Here is a 19693-nt window from a genome sequence, read left to right on the forward strand (position 1 = left end):
GGCGCAAAGGGTTGCGATTAACTAGATCAACTCTCCACCCGACTCACTCGGGGGCAGCAAAACGGGTTGCGAGTCAAGCGTCCGTTGCAACTCTGACCTTCTCCTGCGCGCCAGAATTGCCTCGCACCGCCTATTGATTTTAGCTTGCCAGTTAGTGCTTGGTCGCAGCGGACGAGGGTACTTGAGTTGCGAAATGAACAGCAGCACCTGCCTCTCACAAGGACTATGAAGCTGCGCTCCAAACTGCGCCTTCATACCCTCTAGACCAATACAGCCACTGCCATAGAATGCTATTGCCAAATATGCGGATGCTACAGAGTTCTTCGGGCGATGCCTCGCGAGAGCAATAGCCAGCAATTGTTCTCGTATCTTTCGGGCGGCGGTGCGCTCATAGCGCTCCGTGACCACCCTTACAAACTGCTGCTCGATAGTACTCGCACCCTGCACGCGGCCGGACACTATTCGTATCCATATAGCGCGAAGCATTGCGATCGGGTCTACGCCGAGGTGGTAGACGCTGCGATGATCTTCTGCCTCGATCAGTGTAGCAACAAATGGGAGAGGTACGGATCCCGAAAATTTGTCGACGGTATTTAGGCACCGCTCCAGATCCGCCGAGAACGTCCCGGATGAAGAGCTTTCAATCCATCTTGAAATGGTAATCAGGGGGGTCGACAGCAATAAAATTAACAATCTTAGAATTCGTCTCTTTGCCATCTGACGTCGCCGGATTGGTTCGCCACCATTGAACTGAATGTGCCTGTCATTTCGTTCTCCTCCGCTATTAGGTCATAGAAGTTGGTGGACTCGCGCCCGTGGCCTACTTCGATAACGTGCAATAAGAGCCTATCTTTTCCAAAGTAGCTTTTTTCTATATAGCCTTCTACCTGTCCTCTGGTGCGTTTCGTTCCCACAAAATCTCTTTCTCCGGTCGAGGAGTTTTCGTAGATCTTTTCGACGGTTCCTCCAACCCTGCTCCCCTCGCGCCAGAGCATAGCAACATATCGGAGAATCATCCCCTCGTACGGCTTGTAAGCTGTTTCAACCGTGCGGACCTCGAAGTACCAGCGCCCGGTAACTTTTGGCAAAGGCGCAACTCTTTCACGGAACCAGAAAAAAAGGACAGCCAGTATTACACCGCCAATCAGGGTAGCCAAAATATCCGCCCAGAAAGATTCAAAGCTCACCTAATGTCTCCTCCCACTGGACCGGCGTTAACTTTCCTACTGACTATTTGTCGCGCAAACATAGAGGTGACTGATAAGATGTTCTGCAGTTTCTTAGCGAGCGGTAGGGGCGGAGGGGCCTGAAGGAGACATTGACCGGAAGCAACGGCATCCTCGCCGGCGCAGTCTCTGAGATTGAAGCTGGGCACCTCCGTCGGGAGGTGCCCAGCATCGCCGCCAACTGGCGCGCCCTGCAGGATTCGAACCTGCGACCGTCCGCTTAGAAGGCGGATGCTCTATCCAGCTGAGCTAAGGGCGCCGCGCGGGCGCCGGCGCTGTCGGGCCGGCGCCGGAAGGCATCAGACGTTGTGCTTGATGCGGTAGGGCTCCGGCGTCTTGCTGTAGGCGAAGTTGTCGGCGTAAGCCTTGGGCTTCACGCGGCGTTCCTTGGGCTCGGTCACCTTGTAGTCGTAGCCCTGCTGGCGGGCGTAGGCGATCGCCTCTTCCTTGGAGGCGAACCACAGCTTCACCTGCTGGCGGGTATCGCGGCCGCTGGTCCAGCCCATGAGCGGATCAACGGTGCGCGGCGCCTGCGGTTCGAACTCCAGCAGCCACCGACGGCTGTTGCCGTAGCCCGACTGCATGGCCGTCTTGGCCGGCCGATGAATGCGCACGGAGATCGCCATGGTCCCTGTCCCTCGTGGTCGTCTGATCCTGGTCGGGGCGAGAGGATTCGAACCTCCGGCATCCAGCTCCCAAAGCTGGCGCTCTACCAGGCTGAGCTACGCCCCGGTGGGAGGGAAACCTATGGGGTCGCACACCGTTTGGCAAGCCTGCATGCGCGCCCGCCGGCCGGGGTCATAACCTCATTGCGACAAAGGTCTCGAAACTGTAAAATGGCACCATTCCAGACCCCCGGCGCGGAGCCCCTGACCATGCCCTTCATGGAGTGGCGGGACGAATACAGCGTGCATCACGCCACGCTGGACTTCGACCACCAGATGCTGATCAACATCATCAACCAGCTGCACGACGCCATCCAGACGAAGCAGGACACGGCGGTCATCGGCATGGTCATCGGCAGCCTGAAGCGGTACGTCGAAACCCACTTCAAGCGGGAGGAGACGGTGATGCGCGAATGCCGCTTCCCCGACCTCAAGGCCCACGCCCGCAAGCACCGCGAGATCGAGGCAACGGTCAACGACGTGCTCACCCTGTTCCAGCGCGCGCCGCAGGAAGTGGACAGCCAGGAAGTTCTGCGCTTCCTGAAGACGTGGCTGGTCAATCACATCCTGAAGAGCGACATGAAGTACGCGCCTTATGTGGAGCACGAGGGCCGCCTGCCGGCGGCGGTGGATTGATCGGCCATACCCGACCGCGCCGCAGAGCCTTGATCGCCTGACAAAAAGAGACCGCTCCGGGAGCCCCGGGGCGGTCTTTCAGGCTTTAAGAGGGGACTGATCATGTCGCATTCTCAGCCAAGTCCTAGCGTGCCACTGCGACATTGACCTGTCAACGAAGAACTGCCGTGATTTGCCGTTCTTCTGCGGTATTTACCTGCTCAACTCTTGTGGAATAGCTGCGGCGCAGCACGATCAGGCGCCGCGGTACTCATCGCCGCCATCGGACAGGGCGGCTCGCACCAGCTTTTCCACCGCCGCCGGGCTGAGATCGCGGGTGATGAACACCAGGCGGGAGCGGCGGTCGCTGCCCTCCGGCCAGCCGGGCAGGGCGGCGGGCGGGTGGAAGACATGCTGCACGCCATGCACCGCCACCGGTGCCGCCTCGCCGCGGACGTTGAGGATACCCTTCAGCCGCAGCAGGCTTTCGCCCTTGGCGGCGATGATCATCTCCAGCGCCTCGACCAGATGCTGCCACTCCACCGGCTCGTCCAGGGTGAGGCAGAAGGCGGCGATGCGGTCGCCGTGGCGGTTGACGTCGTGGTGATGGTGGTGGTGATGGTGGTGGTGGTGATGGTCATGGCCGCCGTGTCCATGTCCGTGCCCATGCCCGTGATCCTCCGTCCCGTAGGCTTCCGCCCGCAGCCAGTCGGCGACATCGGGGATCTTGCCGTCGGCCTTGAACAGCCCCGCCTCCAGCAGCGCCGAGGGCTCCACCGCGCCGTGGTCGGCGACCAGACGCGGCGCCGCCGGGTTGAGGGCATCCAGCCGCCGCGCCACCGCCTCCCGCCCGGCCTCGTCCACCAGGTCGGCCTTGGTCAGCACCAGCCGGTCGGCGACGGCGATCTGCTTGGCCGCCTCCGGGTGCTCCGCCAGCTGATCGAGGATGTGGCGGCAGTCGACCGTGGTCACGATGCCATCGAGCCGATAGCGGCTGGCGATCAGCGGGTCGGTCATGATGGTGTGGAGGATGGGGGCCGGATCGGCGAGGCCGGTGGTCTCGATGATCAGGCGCCGGAACTCCACCTCGCCGCGCACCCGCTTCAGGAACAGGTCGCGCAGGGCGGTGATCAGGTCGCCGCGCACGGTGCAGCACAGGCAGCCGGAATTGAGCAGCACGATATCGTCGTCCACCTTGCGCACCAGCAGGTGGTCGAGGCCGATCTCGCCAAACTCGTTGATGAGCACGGCGGTATCGGCCAGCTCCGGCCGCTGCAGCAGGCGGTTGAGCAGGGTGGTCTTGCCGCTGCCGAGGAAGCCGGTCAGCACCGTGACCGGAAGGGTTTCCGTCATTGGCCGTACAGCTCCTCCGGCGGGATGACCGGCTCGGTCACGGCGGCGACGCGGCCGTCGCGCAGGGCATTGAAGAAGCAGGTGCGGCGGCCGGTGTGGCAGGCGACGCCCTGCTGGTCGACCACGGCGAGCAGGGTGTCGCCGTCGCAGTCCACCAGCAGGTCGAGCAGGGTCTGCACCTGGCCGGAGGTTTCGCCCTTGCGCCACAGCTTGCCGCGCGAGCGGGAAAAGTAGCACACCCGGCCGGTGGTGAGGGTTTCCGCCACGGCGTCGCGGTTCATCCACGCCATCATCAGCACCTCGCCGGTGTCGTGCTGCTGGGCGATGACGGCGACCAGGCCGTCGGCATTGAAGCGGATGACGTCCAGCAGCGCCGCGATCTCCTCGGCGGAGGCGGGCGTGCGGGTGAGGGCGGCAGCGGCGGCGGTGTCGGTCATGGCTCTTTCGCGGATGGCAGGGGGTCAGGCGCCGGCAGCGGCGGCGCGGAAGGCGGCGAAGCCGCGCTCCAGGTCGGTCTTCAGGTCGGTCACGTCCTCCAGCCCGATGTGCAGGCGGATGGTGGGGCCGGCCGGGTTCCAGGTGGTCGCGGTGCGGTGGACGGAGCCGCTGGTCGGGATGGCGAGGCTTTCGAAGCCGCCCCAGGAATAGCCGAGGCCGAACAGGGTCAGCGCATCCAGCATGGCCTCCATGGCCGCCACCGGCGCCGGCCGCAGCTCCACCCCGAGCAGGCCGGAGGCGCCGAGGAAATCGCGCTTCCAGATGGCATGGCCGGGGTCGTCGGGCAGGGCAGGGTAGAGCACCCGCGCCACGTCCGGCTGCTGCTGCAGCCAGGTGGCCACCTCCAGGGTGCTGGCCTGGTGGTGGGCCAGCCGCACCGACAGGGTGCGCAGGCCGCGCAGGCCGAGGAAGGCGTCATCGCCGGCCAGGCTGTAGCCGAAGGCGGTGACGGTGGACTTGATGCGGTCGAACAGGGCGTCGGTGCGGCAGACGATCAGCCCCAGCATGGCATCGGAATGGCCGACGATGTACTTGGTGCCGGCGTGGACCGACACGTCGACGCCCTTCTCGAACGAGCGGAAGTAGAGCGGCGTCGCCCAGGTGTTGTCCATCACCACCAGCGCGCCGGCGGCATGGGCGGCGGCGGCGATGGCGGGAATGTCCTGCATCTCGAAGGTCAGCGAGCCCGGCGCCTCGGTGAACACCACCTTGGTTTCCGGCCGCATCAGGTCGGCGATGCCGGCGCCGATGAGCGGGTCGTAGTATTCCACCGTGACGCCGAAGCGGGTCAGCACGGTGTCGCAGAAGCGGCGGGTGGGGAAATAGGCGCTGTCGGTCACCAGCACATGGTCGCCGGCCGCCAGCAGGGCCGACAGGGTGCCGGCGATGGCGGCCAGGCCGGAGGAGGTGGCGATGGCGCGGGCGCCGCCCTCCAGCTCCGCCACCGCGTCCTCCAGGTCCATGGTCGAGGGCGTGCCGGTGCGGCCGTAGCTGACGGCATCGAAGCGGGCGCGCGCCTTGGCCTTCAGGTCGGCGACGCTGTCCGACAGGATGGTGGAACAGCGGTAGACCGGCGTGCTGACGGCGCCATGGAAACGGCTGGGGTGGCGGCCGGCATGAACAATGCGCGTATCCGTCTTCATGGCGGTATCCTGACTCCCTGCCCGGGGGCGGCGGCGGTGCCTGCCTGCGGTTGTACCAAGCGGGCCATATTGCCCCCTTGCCGGCCGCGTTTCCAGCCTTTCGCCGCCACCCGCCTGACGAAGGTCGTAGATGATGATAAAGTGGCTTGTGTGCGGTGCAAAAAGAGCGCAAATTATCTCCAACGGGTGCCCGCAACCCGGTCGAAGACGGCGCGTTCCTTGGCTGTGCGCCACATCGAACGGTTGATGCAGGGGCACTGGTTTTAAAACAGACGCTGCCTTATATTGCAATGCAACACGACATGGCGGCCCGAACCGCCGTGCGGAGGGAATCAGTCCGGCGCCAACCGCTAGGCTGAACCTGTAGGAGAGACTTCATCATGCCCGGTACCCCGACGGCACACCACGCTCTCAACCTGTTCTCGCTGACCATGGAAAGCCGCCATGGCTGCGACTGGAAGGACAAGATCGCGCCCCACACGGTGGCCATGCTGGCGGACGAGATCGTGCTCGGTTTCGGCGCCGAGCCGCTCAGCCCCACCTCCACCCAGAGCGGCGGATCGGTCCCGACCGTGTGGCGTTTCCCCGACGGCTCCACCTGCCGCACCGGCTTCTTCGGCCTGAAGATGGAAGAGGCGCTGCGCAAGACCGCCTGACGGCGCTACCGCGCTCGCCGCCCCTTCTGCCGACATGGCCGCCGCCGGACCCCTCCGGCGGCGGCCTTCGTCGTTGCGGCGGGAGGGAAAGGCGAGGGGTCAGGACCGCTCGTTGGGCGGCGGCTGCACCCGGCGGGACATCACCAGAACGGGGTCCCGGTCGTAGCCGAGGCGGCGGTAGAAGTCCTGCACGGCGGCGTTGGTGTCGCGCACCATCAGCATGACCTTCCAGATGCCCTGCGCCGCCAGCCAGTCCTCGCCCGCCCGCACCAGCCGGCGGCCGAGGCCATGGCCGCGGTGGTCGGGGTGGACGGCGACGTAGTAGAGCCAGCCGCGATGGCCGTCATGGCCGCACAGCACCGATCCGACGACGCGGCCGTCCGCCTCCACCGCCGCCAGCACTTCCGACGACGGGTTGGCACGGGCGAAGGGGATGTCCCACGTCGGCGGGTTATGGGGCCGGGTCAGGCCGCAGGCATCCCACAGGGCGCCCAGGGCCGCCTCTTCTCCGTCCGTCGCCGGGCGGATGACCGCCGCCGACGGCGCGGCCGTCTCCAGCGCCGCCGTCATTCGCCCTGGTCCACCGGGGTGTCGGGGTGATTGCCCCATTCGGCCCACGAGCCGTCGTAGACCGCCACGTCCACCTTGCCCACCTCGTGCGCCGCCAGCGCCAGGGTGCAAGCGGTGACGCCGGTGCCGCAGCTGGCCACCAGCGGCCGCGCGAGGTCGATGCCGGCCGCCTCCAGGCGGGCGCGCAGGCGGTCGGGCGGCAGCAGGGTGCCGGCTTCGGGGTCGTAGAGGTCGGCCCACGGCAGATTGGCGGCGCCGGGGATGTGGCCCTTCTTGGCCGACGGGCGCGGCTCGTCGGCGTCGCCGCGATAGCGCGGGGCGGCGCGGACGTCGACCACCTGCTCGCGCCGGCTGTCCAGGTTCGCCATCATGTCCTTCAGCGACCGCACCAGGGTGGAGTTCATGCGCGACGTGAAGTGGCGCGGGCTCGGCACCGGCGGGATGTCCTCGGTCGGGCGGCCCTCGCGCTGCCACTTGGGCAGGCCGCCGTCGAGCACGAAGACGCTGCGGGCGCCGAACACGCGGAACATCCACCACGCCCGCGCCGCCGCCATGCCGCCGCCGTTGGCGTCGTAGAGCACGATGGTGTTGCCGTCGCCCAGGCCCAGCTTGCGGACCTTGGACGAAAACACCTCCGGCGCCGGCAGCATGTGCGGCAGGTCGGTGCTGTGGTCGGCGATGTCGTCGATGTCGAAGAACACCGCGCCGGGGATGTGGCACTCGCGGTACTCCGCCGCCGCATCACGGCCGGAGCCGGGCAGGAAGCTGGTGGCGTCCACCACCCGCACGTCGGGCGCGCTCAGGTGGTCGGCCAGCCACTGGGTGCTGACCAGGGCCGACGGCTTGGCGTTCTTCGTCATGTCTCCATCCCTGACGGTTATCCGTGGAGAGCCATGCTAGTCCATCCAGGGCGGCGTGGGCAGCCCCTTGGAGCGCAGGAACTCCGGGTTGAACAGCTTGCTCTGGTAGCGCTGGCCGCCGTCGCACAGGATGGTGACCACCACCGCGTCCTCCGGCAAGTCGCGGGCGATGCGCATGGCGGCGGCGACGTTGATGCCCGACGACCCGCCGAGCACCAGCCCCTCGTGCTTCACCAGGTTGAAGACGACGTCCAGCGCCTCGTCGTCGGGGATCTGCACGGCGTCGTCCAGGGGCGCGCCTTCCAGGTTCTTCGTCACCCGGCCCTGGCCGATGCCTTCGGTGATGGAGGTACCCTCGGCCTTCAGCTCGCCCAGCTTCTTCCACGAGAACAGGGCCGAGCCCATGGGATCGGCCAGCACGATGCGGACATCGGGGTTCTTTTCCTTCAGTGCCAGGGCGATGCCGGCCAGGGTGCCGCCGGTGCCGGTGGCGCAGGTGAAGGCGGTGACGCGGCCGTTGGTCTGCTGCCAGATTTCCTGTCCGGTGGTGGCGTAGTGGCCGTCGCGGTTGGCGATGTTGTCGAACTGGTTGGCCCAGACGGCGCCGGTTTCCTCGGCCATGCGGCGGGAGACGTGGACGTAGTTGCCCGGGTCCTTGAACGGCACCGCCGGCACCAGATGCAGGTCGGCGCCCAGCAGCCGCAGGGTGTCCTTCTTCTCCTGGCTCTGGGTTTCCGGCATGACGATGATGGTGCGGTAGCCGAGCGCGTTGCCCACCACAGTCAGGCCGATGCCGGTGTTGCCGGCCGTGCCCTCGACGATGGTGCCGCCGGGCTTCAGCACGCCGCGCGCCTCGGCATCGCGGATGATGGCGAGCGCCGCGCGGTCCTTGACGCTGCCGCCGGGGTTCATGAACTCCGCCTTGCCGAGGATGGTGCGCCCGGTCACCCGCGACGGCCATTCCAGCTTGATGAGCGGCGTGTTGCCGACGCTGCCGACCAGACCATTTCTCACGTCCATGGTGTGAAATCCCGTCAAAGAACAATATGGCCTGAGCGTATGGCGGCGGGGCGCAAGGTTCAAGGGCGCTTCGGCCACAGTCGGCGCAGTTCCGCCCGATTGAGCACCAGCCACTGGGCGGCGATGAGGGTCATGGCGTTGCCGATGCCGCCGGCGAAAACCTTGCGTTCCAGTTCGGCATAGGGCAGCACGACGACGCGGATGTCCTCCCCTTCCTCCGGCAGGCCGTGGATGCCGCCGGCGTGGCGGCTGTCGACGCGGGCGCAGAAGACCTCCACCGTTTCCGACGATCCGCCGGGGGAGGACAGGTAGCGGGCCACCGGCACCACATCGCCGACCACCAGACCCGACTCTTCCTCGGCCTCGCGGCGCACCACCGCCTCGGGCGTTTCGCCGTCCTCGATGATGCCGGCGATGCACTCCAGTTCCCACGCCGGCATGCCCGCCGACCACGCGCCGACGCGGAACTGTTCCACCAGCACCACGGCATCGGCGTCGGGATCATAGAGCAGTCCGGCGACGGCATGGCCGCGCTCGAACACCTCGCGCGTCAGTTCGGGGCTCATGCCGCCGGCGAACAGGCTGTGGCGCAGGCGGATGGAGTCGATGCGGAAATAGCCCTTGTAGGCGGTCTGGCGGCTCAGGATCTCGACCTTGTGTTCGGTCATGGCGGGGTGGCTCCTGCGGCGGGGCGGACGGGATCAGCGGCCGCGCCGCACCGCCTGCACGGCGTCTTCCAGCGCCTGCAGCACGCGCGAGCGGTCAGCCTTGGTGAAGGAGGCGGGGCCGCCGGTGATCTCGCCGGTTTCCCGCAAGGTGGCCATCAGGTCGCGCATGGCCAACGCATTGCCGATGCTGTCGGGGGTGAAGGGCTTGCCGGTGTTGCCGATGGCCTTGGCGCCCTTCTCCAGGCAGCGGGCGGCGAGCGGGATGTCCTGGGTGACGCAGATGTCGCCGGCGCCGATGTGTTCGGCGATCCAGTCGTCGGCGGCATCGGGCTCGGCCGGCACCACCACCCGCTTCAGGCGCGGGTTCTCGGGCAGGCGGATCCAGCGGTTGCCGACCATGTGGACGATCAGCCGGTGGCGGTCGGCGACGCGCATCACCTCCTCTTTCACCGGGCAGGCATCGGCATCGACGAAGATCTCCAGCACGGCGGTCGTTCCTGGCGGCGGCGGTCACGGGCCGCCAGGGTGGCGCGCGGCGGCCTCCCGGTCAACGCCCGTGCTGCGGAAAAAGCCGCACCTGACGTCCGGTTGCGCTACCATTCGGCGGGATGAACCCTGGGGGAGCCCGAGGAATGCGCATGGACATGGGGGCCGCCACGGTGGCGGCGGTGACGGCAGCCCTGAGCGAATACGGCGCCATGTCGCGCGGCGGACGGCTGGCCGACCGGGTGCCGGTGGGCCTGACGCTGGCGGTGCTGGCGCGGGAGCTGCTGGCCGGCTTCGAACGCACCGAAAGCCGCGCCTACGTTACGCTCGAAACCCGCTATGCCGATGCCCTGGCCGCCTCCGGCCTGCCGCGCCCGACCAGCCTGCCGCCGGTGCTGATGACGGCGCGCGCCGGGCTGATGGTGTGGAACCACCGCGACCTGCCGCGCGGCGCGGTGGAGGTGCTGCCGCAGTGGGACCCCAACGGAGTCGTCGCCGCCATCGCCCGCCTGTCCGCCTTCAACTCCGCCTGCGGGCCGGATACCGGCGGCACGGTGCGCTACGGCCTGCTGGTGATCCTGTCGGCCGCACCGCTTGAGGCGGCGCCGGTGGAGGAGTTGTGCCGGGCCCTGGCCGGAGATGATGTGCGGGTCCTGCCGGTGGCGCCGGTGGAATGGGCCGATGGCCGCCGCGCCGGCGGGTTCATCGTCGAGATCGCCACCGCCGATGCCCCCACCCCCTGCCAGCAGGACGGCGGCGGCCACGACTGAGCGGGCAGCTCATGCCGCCGGGCGGCTGGCACCGGCGCAGGCTTCGCGCGAGGCGATCAGCAGGTCCGCCACCGCCCGCGCCGCCGGGCTGAGGGGCTGGCGGGCGAACAGCGCCACCTGCGCCTCCGGCAGCGGCGGAAAGCCGTCCTCCGGGCCGAGGATGCGGCTGCCGGGCGGGATCTCCGCCCGGTCGAGCAGGCTGATGCCGAGCCCCGCCGTCACCGCCGCCTGCACGCCGGCCAGGTTGGGGCTGGTATAGGCGATGCGCCACGCCCGCCCCATGACCTCCAGTTCGTGGACGGCATGGTTGCGGTAGATGCAGCCCTGCGGGAACACCACCAGCGGCAGCGGATCTTCCGCCAGCGCCCGCCCGTCGGCGCCGGCCACCCAATAGAGCGGCTCCACCCAGGCGGCGAGGGCATCGGGCCGCGGCCGCAGCTGCTTGACCAGGGCGAGGTCCAGGTCGCCCGCCTCCAGGTCAGCCAGCATGGCGATGCTGAGGCCGCAGCGCACGTGCAGCCGCACCGCCGCGTGCTCCGCCGCGAAGCGCGACAGCAGGGCGGGCAGGCGGTCGGCGGCGTAGTCCTCGGTGATGCCCACCCGCACCACTGCCTCCGCCCGCCGGCCGGTGAACAGCGCCCGCGCCTCGCTCGACAGGGCGAGGATGCGGCGGGCGTGGGCCAGCAGGCGCTCGCCGTCGTCGGTCAGCCGCAGATGCCGGGCGGAGCGGTCGAGCAGGGGCACCCCGGCCTCGTCCTCCAGCTTGCGGATCTGCTGGCTGATGGTCGACTGGGTGCGGTGCAGCCGTTCCCCGGCGCGGGTGAAGCCGCCCGCATCCACCACCGAAACGAAGGCGCGCAGCAGGGCGAGGTCGAAGTCGGCCATGGGGGAGGCTCCGGCAGATTCATTACGAAACGCGATGCCATGCAGTCTAACATCGAATTTCCAAATCCTGAAACGGAGTCCTAGCCTGGGGTGAATGACACTCCACAGCCGAAGGAGGCCGCCATGGCCGCCGCACCTAGTTCCCGGCCCGTCGCCCTGCTGGTGATTCCGTTCTGCCTGATCTGGAGTTCCGCCTTCGCGGTCGGACGCTTCGCGCTGGAGGATTGCCCGCCGCTGACCTTCGTCGCCCTGCGCTTCCTGCTGGCGGGGGCGCTGATGGTCGCCTGGGCCGGCTGGCGCGGCGACCTGCGCGGACTGACGGGGCGGGCGCTGGCGGTGGTCGCCGTGCTGGCCCTGTTCAACCAGGCGCTTTACCTCGGCCTCAGCTTCGGGGTGCTGGGGCGGGTGTCATCGGGACTGACCAGCCTGATCGTCTCCGCCAACCCGGTGCTGACGGCCGGCGCCGCCGCCCTTCTGCTGGGCGAACGGCTGAGCGGGCGGCGGCTGGTCGGGCTGACGCTCGGCATCGGCGGGGTGGCGCTGGTGGTGCAGTCGCGGCTGGGGGCGGGGGTGGAGGATGCGGCGGCGCTGCTGTTCACCTTCGGCGCCCTGGCGGCGCTGACCACCGGCACGCTGCTGTTCAAGGCGCTGGACAGCCGCCTGCCGCTGCTGGCCAACGCCGGCCTGCAGAGCCTGCTGGGCGGGCTGATGGTGCTGCCGGCGGCGTGGCTGGTGGAGGGGGTGACGCTGCCGGCGGTCACGCCGCAGTTCGTCGCCGCCACGGCCTGGATGGTGCTGGTGTCGTCCATCGGCGGCTATCTGGCGTGGTTCGCCCTGCTGGCGCGCGGCAGTGCCACCACCGCCAGCGCCTGGCACTTCACGCTGCCGCCGCTCGGCCTGCTGTTCGGCTGGCTGCTGCACGGGGAGCCGCTGGCGTGGACCGACCTGGCCGGCATCGTGCCGGTGGCGGCGGGCATCGCGCTGGTGACGCGGCCCCCCGGCACGCCGCTGATCAGTCTTCCGCGTCGTCTTCGCCGTCTTCGCCGGTCGCAGGACGCTCGCCCAGCGGCAGACGGATGCGCACCAGGCCCTTGAAGTCGTCGGGGTCCTGGGCCTCGCCCTTGCGGGTGATCTCCACCAGCCCCTGGCGGGCCAGCGCGACCATCTGCTGCTTCACCGGCACCATGTAACGGCGCCAGTCCTCGTCGCGGTCCTTGGGCCGGCGGTGCATGGCGAAGTAGGAGCGGGCGGCATCTTCCGGGCGGATGCTGCTCTTCTCGCCGCACAGGGCGAGGATGTGGTCGGCGAGCGGGTCGCGCTTCGGCCGGGTTTCGTCGGCGGAACTCATGGCATCTCTCTGGATCTGATCAAGCGCCATTCCTAAACGCACGCCGCCCCGACCGCAAGGGCCGGGGCGGAACGGCAGGCAGAAAGCCGGCGCGGTCAGTTGGTGGTCGCCGCCTTGGCGGCTGCCGCCTTCTCCTTCTGCGCCTTCATCAGCGGCTGGAACGGGCCGTACTTGTGCTGCTCGGCCGGGAAGTCGTCGTAGTAGGGGGCATAGGGGCTGTCGACCGGCTTCTTCGACAGGTCGGGATAGTCCTTCTCCACCCCCTCGCGGATCGGCCGCTGGTGGGAGTTGATGTAGGCCGCCACGTCGTAGGCCTCGTCATCGGTCAGCAGCGGCGCTTCGTGGGTGGTGCCAAGCGGCATGTTGGCCTGGATGAAGGCGGCGGCGGTCAGCACCCGGTGCATGCCGGCGCCGTGGTTGTAGGTATCCGGCCCCCACAGCGGCGGATACTCGTAACCCTTGGCATCGCCCGGCTCGCCCCGCCGCACGCCGAGGCCGTCGTCGCCGTGGCAGGCGGCGCAGTGCTCGGCATAGACGGCGGCGCCGGCGGCCGGGTCGGCGGCCCGCTCCGGCGGGTTGAAGACCGGCGTCTGCCGCCCCTCCACCTTGGCGCCGACCGGAATACCGCGCGACATGAAGGCGATGTAGGCCACCATCGCCCGCATCTCCGGGCTGGTGTGGGGCAGGGACTTGCCGTTCATGGACCGCTGCATGCAGCCGTTGATACGGCCTTCGATGGTGCCGACGGTGTTCTCCCGCCCGCGGTACTGCGGGAAGTCGGCGTAGACGCCGATCATCGGGATGCCGAACTTCTGGGTGCCGGCCTCCAGATGGCAGCTGCCGCAGGCCAGGTTGTTGCCGGCGAAGCGCTTTTCCGGGTCGGCCACTTCCGGTCCGATGTGGGCGTAGGTTTCGGTGAACAGGGTGCGGCCGCGACGCACGAAATCGCCGTAGACGTCGTTCGGCAGGCTGTCGACGTCGGGCACCGTCCACGCCGCCGGTTCGGCGGCGAAGGCGGGCAGGGCGGTCGTCGAAAGGCCGAGGGTGGCGGCGGCAGTGGCGGCGGCAAACAGGGCCGCCGCGCCGACGGTGGTGATGCGGGACATGGTCGTGTCTCCCCTGGGCGCCGCCGCCGGTTCTTGTCGACCGGGCGGGCGGCGATGGCTGATCCGTTGTCTCAGGCCCTCATGGTAGGAGCGGAAGAAGAACCATTGCCATTGGGGTTTACCCTAATGCCGCCTCGCCCGGCCGTGCCGGCGCCTCAGGCCCGCCGGATTTCCCGCAGGAAGCCCTCCACCGACCGATGCAGGGTATCGGCCTTGTCCTGCAGGTCGCGGGCGGCGCCGGAGACCTCGCCCGACGCGGTATCGGTGCGGCGGGCGGTTTCCAGCACCGCCTGCACGTTCTCCGACGCCTCGCCGGTGCCGCGGGCGGCGGCCTGGATGTTACGGGCGATTTCGGTGGTGGCGGCGCCCTGCTGCTTCACCGCCTCGGCGATGTCGAGGGTGATGCCGCCGATGCTCTCGATGGTCTGGGCGATCTCCCGCGTGGCGGCGACGGCGAGCCCGGCCTCCGCCTGGACGGAGGCGATGTGTTCCGCAATTTCCTCGGTGGCGCGGGCGGTCTGCGAGGCCAAAGCCTTGACCTCGTTGGCTACCACGGCGAATCCCTTGCCGGCATCGCCGGCGCGTGCCGCCTCGATGGTGGCATTGAGGGCGAGAAGGTTGGTCTGGCTGGCGATGTCGTTGATCAGCTTCACCACCTCGCCGATCTTGTCGGCGGCGGCGGACAGGCCGGTCATGGTGGCGTTGGTGGACCGCGCCTGCTGCTCGGCGCGGGCCGCCACCTGGGTGGATTCGGCCACCCGGCTGGCGATCTCGCGGATGGACTGGTTGAGCTGGTCGGTGGCGGCCGCGACGGTTTCCGCATTGCCGGTGGCCGCGGCGGCGGCATCGGCGGCGGCAACGGCACGGGTGTTGGTCTGCTGGGCGGAGCCGGCGAGGGTGGTGGCGGTGCTGTTGAGGGTCTGCACCGAGCCGCTGACGGCGCCGAGCAAGCCGGAAACGGCGGTTTCGAACTCCGACGTCAGCTGGTCCATGCGGCGGGCGCGCTCGGCCTGACGCTCGCGGTCGGCCATTTCGCGGGCCCGCATCTGCTCCCGTTCCTGGGCATTGGCCTTGAAGGTGCCGAGGGCGTGGACGATGTCCCCCACCTCGTCGCCGCTGCGCACCGCCGGCACCGCCACCTGCAGGTCGCCGTCGGCCAGCCGCAGCATCACCCGCGTCACGTCGCGCAGCGGACGCACGGCGCGGATGTTCCACAGGGCGAAGGCCGCCGCAACCGCCAGGGCGACCAGGCACAGCGTCAGCATCAGCGCCACGAAGTCGCCGGCGACCGCGCGGGTGTCGTCGGAGGTCGCCTGGGTCTTGCTCTCCTGCAGGTCGATGAAGGCGTTGATGCGCGCCAGCCACTCCACGAAGGCCGGTCGCGCCTCGGCCATCAGCAGCGCATCGGCCGCCGCCACGTCGCCGCTGCGTCGGCTGGCGATGACGCGGGCGATGAGCGGCATGGTGCGGGCCTCGGTCTCCTTGATGGCGGCCAGCAGGGCGCGTTCCTCCGCCGGCACGTCCATGGACGCGAACATGGCATCCAGCGCCGTCGCCGCCTCCTGATAGAACGCGGCCAGCCGGTCGATGTCGGCCAGCACCGCCGGCAGTTCCGCATCCTCCACCAGCACGACGTCGCGCAGGGCGATGGCGCGGTCGTGGACGCTGCCACGGAAGTTGATGGCGAAGCGCTGCTTGACGCCGTTGACGTCGCTGATCTCGGTCAGGCTGGCGCTAATCTTGTTCACCTGGACGGCGGCGATGGCGGTCAGCGCCACCATCAGCAGCAGCACGACGGAAAAGGCGATGATCTGGCGGCCGGCGATGGAGAGGGAGCGGCGGCTTGCCTCCGCTCCGGGTGCCGCAGGCGACGCGGCGCTGGCAATGGTCATGGACGGTCCTCCGGCGGGCCCTTCGGCCTTGGAAATGGGATTAGTGACTATCCGCCTGGATACGTGATCGCGTCCAACCTGGATCTCCCACAAAATTAATCGGAAATTCCGTTTTTGACGGCGGGTGGAAAGGCCGCGAAGCCCCCTCCCGCCGCAGCCGCATCCTCTGCTATGGTCGCTCCATCATGACCGACACCGCCATCGCCGCCGCCGCCAGCTTCGTCCACCTGCGCGTCCACACCGCCTATTCCATGTCGGAGGGCGCCATCTCGACCAAGGCGCTGCCCAAGCTCTGCAAGGAGATGGGCATGCCGGCGGTCGCCATCACCGACAGCCGCAACATCTTCGGCGGCCTGGAGTTTTCAGTCGGCTGCGCCGATGCCGGAGTGCAGCCGGTGATCGGCTGCCAGGTCGCCCTGCGGCGCAAGGCGGAGCAGGGCAACGGCTTCGGCGCCCGCGAGGTCCGCCAGCCCGACCCGGACGAGCTGGTGCTGCTGGCGCAGAACCCGGACGGCTACCAGAACCTGCTGAAGATCGTCTCCAAGGCCTTCCTGGAGACGGAGGGGGTGGAGGCGCCGCAGGTGGGCCTGGACGCCCTGCGCGCCCACGGCGACGGCCTCATCTGCCTGACCGGCGGGCCGCTGGGCCCGGTCGGCCGCATGCTGCTCGACGGCCAGACCGAACACGCCGAGACCTGCCTGCGCACCCTGGCCGAGATCTTCCCCGGCCGCCTCTATGTCGAGATCCAGCGCCACGGCATGGAGCGGGAAGACCTGACCGAACCCGGCTTCATCGACCTCGCCTACAAGCTCGACCTGCCGCTGGTGGCGACCAACGAGTGCTTCTTCCCCAAGCGCGAGATGTACGAGGCGCACGACGCCCTCATCTGCATGGCGGAAAAGAGCTTCCTGTCCCACACCAACCGCCGCCGCCTGACGCCGGAGCACTATTTCAAGAGCCCGGCGGAGATGCGGGAGCTGTTCAAGGACCTGCCGGAAGCGGCGGACAACACGCTCGTCATCGCCAGGCGCTGCGCCGTCATGGTGGAAAAGCGCAAGCCCATCCTGCCGCGCAGCCCCAAGGCGGGCGACCGCACCGAGGACGAGGCGCTGCGCGAGCTGGCCGAGGAAGGCCTGCGCAAGCGCCTGCACGTCCACGTCTTCACGCCGGGCATGACGGATGAGGAAAAAACCGCCGTCGCAAAGCCTTACTGGGAGCGGCTGGAGTTCGAGCTGAACGTCATCATCAAGATGGGGTTCCCCGGCTACTTCATGATCGTGGCCGATTTCATCCAGTGGGCCAAGGACCACGACATCCCCGTCGGGCCGGGCCGCGGCTCGGGCGCCGGCTCGCTGGTCGCCTGGGTGCTGACGATCACCGACCTCGACCCCTTGCGCTTCCAGCTGCTGTTCGAGCGGTTCCTGAACCCCGAGCGCGTCAGCATGCCCGACTTCGACATCGACTTCTGCCAGGACCGCCGCGAAGAGGTGATCCGTTACGTGCAGAAGGAATACGGCCGCGACCGCGTGGCGCAGATCATCACCTTCGGCAAGCTGCAGGCCCGCGCCGTGGTGCGCTCGGTCGGCCGCGTGCTGGAGATGCCGCTCGGCTACGTCGACAAGATCTGCAAGATGATCCCCAACAACCCGGCCAACCCGGTGACGCTGGCCCAGGCGCTGGAGCAGGAACCGCAGCTGGCCGACCTGCGCGACAGCGACCCGCAGGTCGGCAACATGCTGAACCTGGCGCTGAAGCTGGAGGGGCTGTATTCCCACGCCTCCACCCATGCCGCCGGCGTGGTGATCGGCGACCGGCCGCTGGACGAGCTGGTGCCGCTCTACCGCGATCCGCACTCCGACATGCCGGTCACCCAGTTCAACATGAAGTGGGTGGAGCAGGCGGGGCTGGTGAAGTTCGACTTCCTCGGCCTCAAGACCCTGACGGTCATCAACACCGCCGTGAAGCACGTGCGCGAACAGCACGGGACGAACCTCGACATCTCCGCCCTGCCGCTGGACGAGCCCAAGTCCTACCAGATCCTGGCGCGCGGCGAGACGGCCGGCGTGTTCCAGCTGGAAAGCACGGGCATGCGCGACGTGCTGACCAAGCTGAAGCCCGACTGCCTGGAAGACATCATCGCCGTGGTGGCGCTCTACCGCCCCGGCCCCATGGACAACATCCCCTCCTACATCCGCCGCAAGCAGGGCGAGGAGGTGGTGGAGTACATGCACCCCGACCTGGAGCCGATCCTGAAGGAAACCTACGGGATCATGATCTACCAGGAACAGGTGATGCAGGCCGCCCAGGTGCTGGCCGGCTACTCCCTCGGCGGCGCCGACCTGCTGCGCCGCGCCATGGGCAAGAAGATCAAGGAGGAGATGGACCAGCAGCGGGCCATGTTCTGCGACGGCGCCGAGGCCCGCGGCATCGCCCGCGAGAAGGCGTCGGAGATCTTCGACACCATCGCCAAGTTCGCCGGCTACGGCTTCAACAAGTCGCACGCCGCCGCCTATGCCCTTGTCGCCTATCAGACCGCCTACCTGAAGGCCAACTATCCGGTCGAGTTCATGGCCGCCACCATGACCTACGACATGCACAACACCGAGAAGCTGGAAAGCTTCAAGGCCGAGCTGGGGCGTCTGAAGATCGAGCTGCTGCCGCCCGACATCAACCGGTCGGAGGTGCTGTTCGCGGTGGAGAAGGGCGCGGTGCGCTATGCCCTGGCCGCCATCAAGAACGTCGGCGCCCAGGCCATGGAGGTGATCGTCGAGGAACGCCGCCGCAACGGCCCGTTCAAGGATCTGGCCGACTTCGCCCGCCGCCTGGACACCAAGGCGGTGAACAAGCGGCTGCTGGAAAACCTGGTGCGGGCCGGGGCGCTGGACTGCCTCAACCGCAACCGCGGCCAGACCTTCGCCGCCATCGAGACCATCATGCGCCACGCCCAGGCGGCGGCCGAGGAACGGGCGTCGAGCCAGGTGAGCCTGTTCGGCGGTGGAGCGCAGGGAGCGCCGCCGCTGGTGCTGCCCAAGGTGCCCGACTGGACCTCCATGGAAAAGCTGGAGAACGAACTGGGCGCCATCGGCTTCTACCTGTCGGCGCACCCGCTCGACACCTTCGACCGCACGCTGAAGCGCCTGTCGGTGGTGAAGTCGTCGGACCTGGTGACCTACCTCAAGAACGGCGGCGCCAACCCGGTGAAGATGGCCGGCTCGGTCGGCGGCCGGAAGGAGCGGGTGGGCAAGAACGGCAGCCGCTATGCCTTCGTCACCCTGTCCGACGCCGGCGGCACCTTCGAGGCCATGTTCTTCTCCGAGGTGCTGAAGGCCTCGCGCGAGCTGCTGGAAAGCGGCAAGCCGGTGCTGGTGACCATGGACGCGCGCCTCGACGGCGAACAGGTGCGCCTGGGCGCCAAGGCGGTGGAAGACCTGGAGGAAGTGGCAGCGCGCTCCGCCAAGAAGATCATGGTCCACCTCGTCGACCCCGAGCCGGTGGAGCGCCTGAAGCAGATCATCAGCCGCGACGGCCCCGGCAACGGCCGCATCGTCCTGGTGGCGGAACTGGACGACCATTCGGTGGAGGTGGAGTTCAATCGCACCTTCCAGCTCTCCGCCCAAACCATCGGCGCGCTGCGCAACACCCCCGGCGTGCTGGACGTGGTGGAGGTGTGATCCGGGGGCGGCGGTGGCGGTGGGTTTTTTGAACCACCAAGACACCAAGCCTTCCCGCTGCGCGGGAATGAGTGTGAGGGAGGCTCGCCTCCCTCACACTCCCTCCACGAGTAGATCGGCGCGCGGCCCGTCCGTCAGCACGGCCTCTTTGCCTTCGTGTCTTGGTGGTTCAACATCGCGCCGGCGGCACCTCAGCAAGGCACCAAGGCACCAAGCCTTCCCGCTTCGCGGGAATGATTGTGAGGGAGGCGAGCCTCCCTCA

The 19693-nt window shown here is 68.2% G+C and carries 20 protein-coding genes and 2 tRNA genes; 5 read left to right on the plus strand and 17 right to left on the minus strand.

Annotated features, from left to right (window positions below):
- Positions 1 to 21: 21 nt before the first annotated feature.
- The 5 genes from ABD056_RS22880 to ABD056_RS01780 all read right to left on the minus strand — a co-directional run bounded on the left by ABD056_RS22880 (position 22) and on the right by ABD056_RS01780 (position 1958).
- Positions 22 to 717, minus strand: a complete 696-nt coding sequence (locus ABD056_RS22880; RefSeq protein WP_425544996.1) for a biosynthetic peptidoglycan transglycosylase — start codon at positions 715 to 717, stop codon at positions 22 to 24.
- A complete protein-coding gene (locus ABD056_RS01765; protein WP_343863813.1) occupies positions 696 to 1187 on the minus strand; it encodes a hypothetical protein in 492 nt (163 codons plus the stop codon). The genes ABD056_RS22880 and ABD056_RS01765 overlap by 22 nt, the downstream gene beginning before the upstream one ends.
- Before the next feature lie 221 nt (positions 1188 to 1408).
- Positions 1409 to 1485 (minus strand) — tRNA-Arg (locus ABD056_RS01770).
- A 40-nt stretch (positions 1486 to 1525) separates the two neighbouring features.
- The gene (locus tag ABD056_RS01775) at positions 1526 to 1852 is read right to left on the minus strand and encodes an ETC complex I subunit (protein ID WP_343863814.1); all 327 of its coding nucleotides are present in this window, start codon (positions 1850 to 1852) and stop codon (positions 1526 to 1528) included.
- Positions 1853 to 1881: 29 nt separating this feature from the next.
- Positions 1882 to 1958, minus strand: a tRNA-Pro gene (locus ABD056_RS01780).
- A 143-nt stretch (positions 1959 to 2101) separates the two neighbouring features.
- Here ABD056_RS01780 and ABD056_RS01785 point away from each other — a divergent pair.
- A complete protein-coding gene (locus tag ABD056_RS01785) occupies positions 2102 to 2527 on the plus strand; it encodes a bacteriohemerythrin (protein WP_343863816.1) in 426 nt (141 codons plus the stop codon).
- A 234-nt stretch (positions 2528 to 2761) separates the two neighbouring features.
- Here ABD056_RS01785 and ABD056_RS01790 read toward each other — a convergent pair whose 3' ends face one another.
- From ABD056_RS01790 to metC, 3 genes are read right to left on the minus strand one after another with little or no spacing between them, the layout of a single operon-like run.
- A complete protein-coding gene (locus tag ABD056_RS01790) occupies positions 2762 to 3859 on the minus strand; it encodes a CobW family GTP-binding protein (RefSeq protein ID WP_343863818.1) in 1098 nt (365 codons plus the stop codon).
- Positions 3856 to 4296, minus strand: coding sequence for a phosphoribosyl-AMP cyclohydrolase (hisI, locus tag ABD056_RS01795; protein ID WP_343863819.1), 441 nt, complete (start codon positions 4294 to 4296; stop codon positions 3856 to 3858). Before hisI ends, ABD056_RS01790 begins: the two co-directional genes overlap by 4 nt.
- Positions 4297 to 4320: 24 nt before the next feature.
- Positions 4321 to 5499: a cystathionine beta-lyase gene (gene metC, locus ABD056_RS01800; protein WP_343863821.1), complete on the minus strand. Its 1179-nt coding sequence runs from the start codon at positions 5497 to 5499 to the stop codon at positions 4321 to 4323.
- 380 nt (positions 5500 to 5879) lie between these two features.
- Here metC and ABD056_RS01805 point away from each other — a divergent pair, with 380 nt between their 5' ends.
- A complete protein-coding gene (locus tag ABD056_RS01805; RefSeq protein ID WP_343863823.1) occupies positions 5880 to 6155 on the plus strand; it encodes a hypothetical protein in 276 nt (91 codons plus the stop codon).
- A 99-nt stretch (positions 6156 to 6254) separates the two neighbouring features.
- On the opposite strand, the gene ABD056_RS01810 is transcribed toward ABD056_RS01805, so the two are convergent.
- From ABD056_RS01810 to ABD056_RS01830, 5 genes are read right to left on the minus strand one after another with little or no spacing between them, the layout of a single operon-like run.
- On the minus strand, positions 6255 to 6725 hold the full coding sequence (locus ABD056_RS01810; RefSeq protein WP_343863825.1) for a GNAT family acetyltransferase: 471 nt from the start codon (positions 6723 to 6725) through the stop codon (positions 6255 to 6257).
- Positions 6722 to 7585, minus strand: a complete 864-nt coding sequence (gene sseA, locus ABD056_RS01815) for a 3-mercaptopyruvate sulfurtransferase (RefSeq protein WP_343863827.1) — start codon at positions 7583 to 7585, stop codon at positions 6722 to 6724. Before sseA ends, ABD056_RS01810 begins: the two co-directional genes overlap by 4 nt.
- Positions 7586 to 7621: 36 nt before the next feature.
- Positions 7622 to 8605, minus strand: a complete 984-nt coding sequence (locus ABD056_RS01820) for a cysteine synthase A (protein ID WP_343863829.1) — start codon at positions 8603 to 8605, stop codon at positions 7622 to 7624.
- 59 nt (positions 8606 to 8664) lie between these two features.
- Positions 8665 to 9273: an NUDIX domain-containing protein gene (locus ABD056_RS01825; RefSeq protein ID WP_343863831.1), complete on the minus strand. Its 609-nt coding sequence runs from the start codon at positions 9271 to 9273 to the stop codon at positions 8665 to 8667.
- A gap of 33 nt (positions 9274 to 9306) precedes the next feature.
- Positions 9307 to 9756: a YaiI/YqxD family protein gene (locus ABD056_RS01830; protein WP_343864182.1), complete on the minus strand. Its 450-nt coding sequence runs from the start codon at positions 9754 to 9756 to the stop codon at positions 9307 to 9309.
- A gap of 149 nt (positions 9757 to 9905) precedes the next feature.
- Here ABD056_RS01830 and ABD056_RS01835 point away from each other — a divergent pair, with 149 nt between their 5' ends.
- Positions 9906 to 10529: a hypothetical protein gene (locus ABD056_RS01835; protein WP_343863833.1), complete on the plus strand. Its 624-nt coding sequence runs from the start codon at positions 9906 to 9908 to the stop codon at positions 10527 to 10529.
- Positions 10530 to 10538: 9 nt separating this feature from the next.
- Here ABD056_RS01835 and ABD056_RS01840 read toward each other — a convergent pair whose 3' ends face one another.
- A complete protein-coding gene (locus ABD056_RS01840) occupies positions 10539 to 11414 on the minus strand; it encodes a LysR substrate-binding domain-containing protein (RefSeq protein ID WP_343863835.1) in 876 nt (291 codons plus the stop codon).
- Between the two features lie 123 nt (positions 11415 to 11537).
- Here ABD056_RS01840 and ABD056_RS01845 point away from each other — a divergent pair, with 123 nt between their 5' ends.
- Positions 11538 to 12509 carry a DMT family transporter gene (locus tag ABD056_RS01845; protein ID WP_343863837.1) on the plus strand — a complete coding sequence of 324 codons (972 nt, stop codon included), beginning with the start codon at positions 11538 to 11540 and terminating at the stop codon, positions 12507 to 12509.
- Here ABD056_RS01845 and ABD056_RS01850 read toward each other — a convergent pair.
- The 3 genes from ABD056_RS01850 to ABD056_RS01860 all read right to left on the minus strand — a co-directional run bounded on the left by ABD056_RS01850 (position 12427) and on the right by ABD056_RS01860 (position 15760).
- The gene (locus ABD056_RS01850; protein ID WP_343863839.1) at positions 12427 to 12762 is read right to left on the minus strand and encodes a DUF3253 domain-containing protein; all 336 of its coding nucleotides are present in this window, start codon (positions 12760 to 12762) and stop codon (positions 12427 to 12429) included. The two genes, ABD056_RS01845 and ABD056_RS01850, sit on opposite strands and share 83 nt — an antisense overlap.
- A 95-nt stretch (positions 12763 to 12857) precedes the next feature.
- On the minus strand, positions 12858 to 13868 hold the full coding sequence (locus ABD056_RS01855) for a c-type cytochrome (protein WP_343863840.1): 1011 nt from the start codon (positions 13866 to 13868) through the stop codon (positions 12858 to 12860).
- 155 nt (positions 13869 to 14023) lie between these two features.
- Positions 14024 to 15760, minus strand: coding sequence for a methyl-accepting chemotaxis protein (locus tag ABD056_RS01860; RefSeq protein ID WP_343863842.1), 1737 nt, complete (start codon positions 15758 to 15760; stop codon positions 14024 to 14026).
- A gap of 185 nt (positions 15761 to 15945) precedes the next feature.
- Here ABD056_RS01860 and dnaE point away from each other — a divergent pair, with 185 nt between their 5' ends.
- Entirely contained in the window at positions 15946 to 19431 is a 3486-nt protein-coding gene (gene dnaE, locus ABD056_RS01865; protein WP_343863844.1) for a DNA polymerase III subunit alpha, read from the plus strand.
- Positions 19432 to 19693: the final 262 nt, after the last annotated feature.

Source organism: Caenispirillum bisanense, from assembly GCF_039523075.1.
Classification (GTDB): Bacteria; Pseudomonadota; Alphaproteobacteria; order Rhodospirillales; family Rhodospirillaceae; genus Caenispirillum; species Caenispirillum bisanense.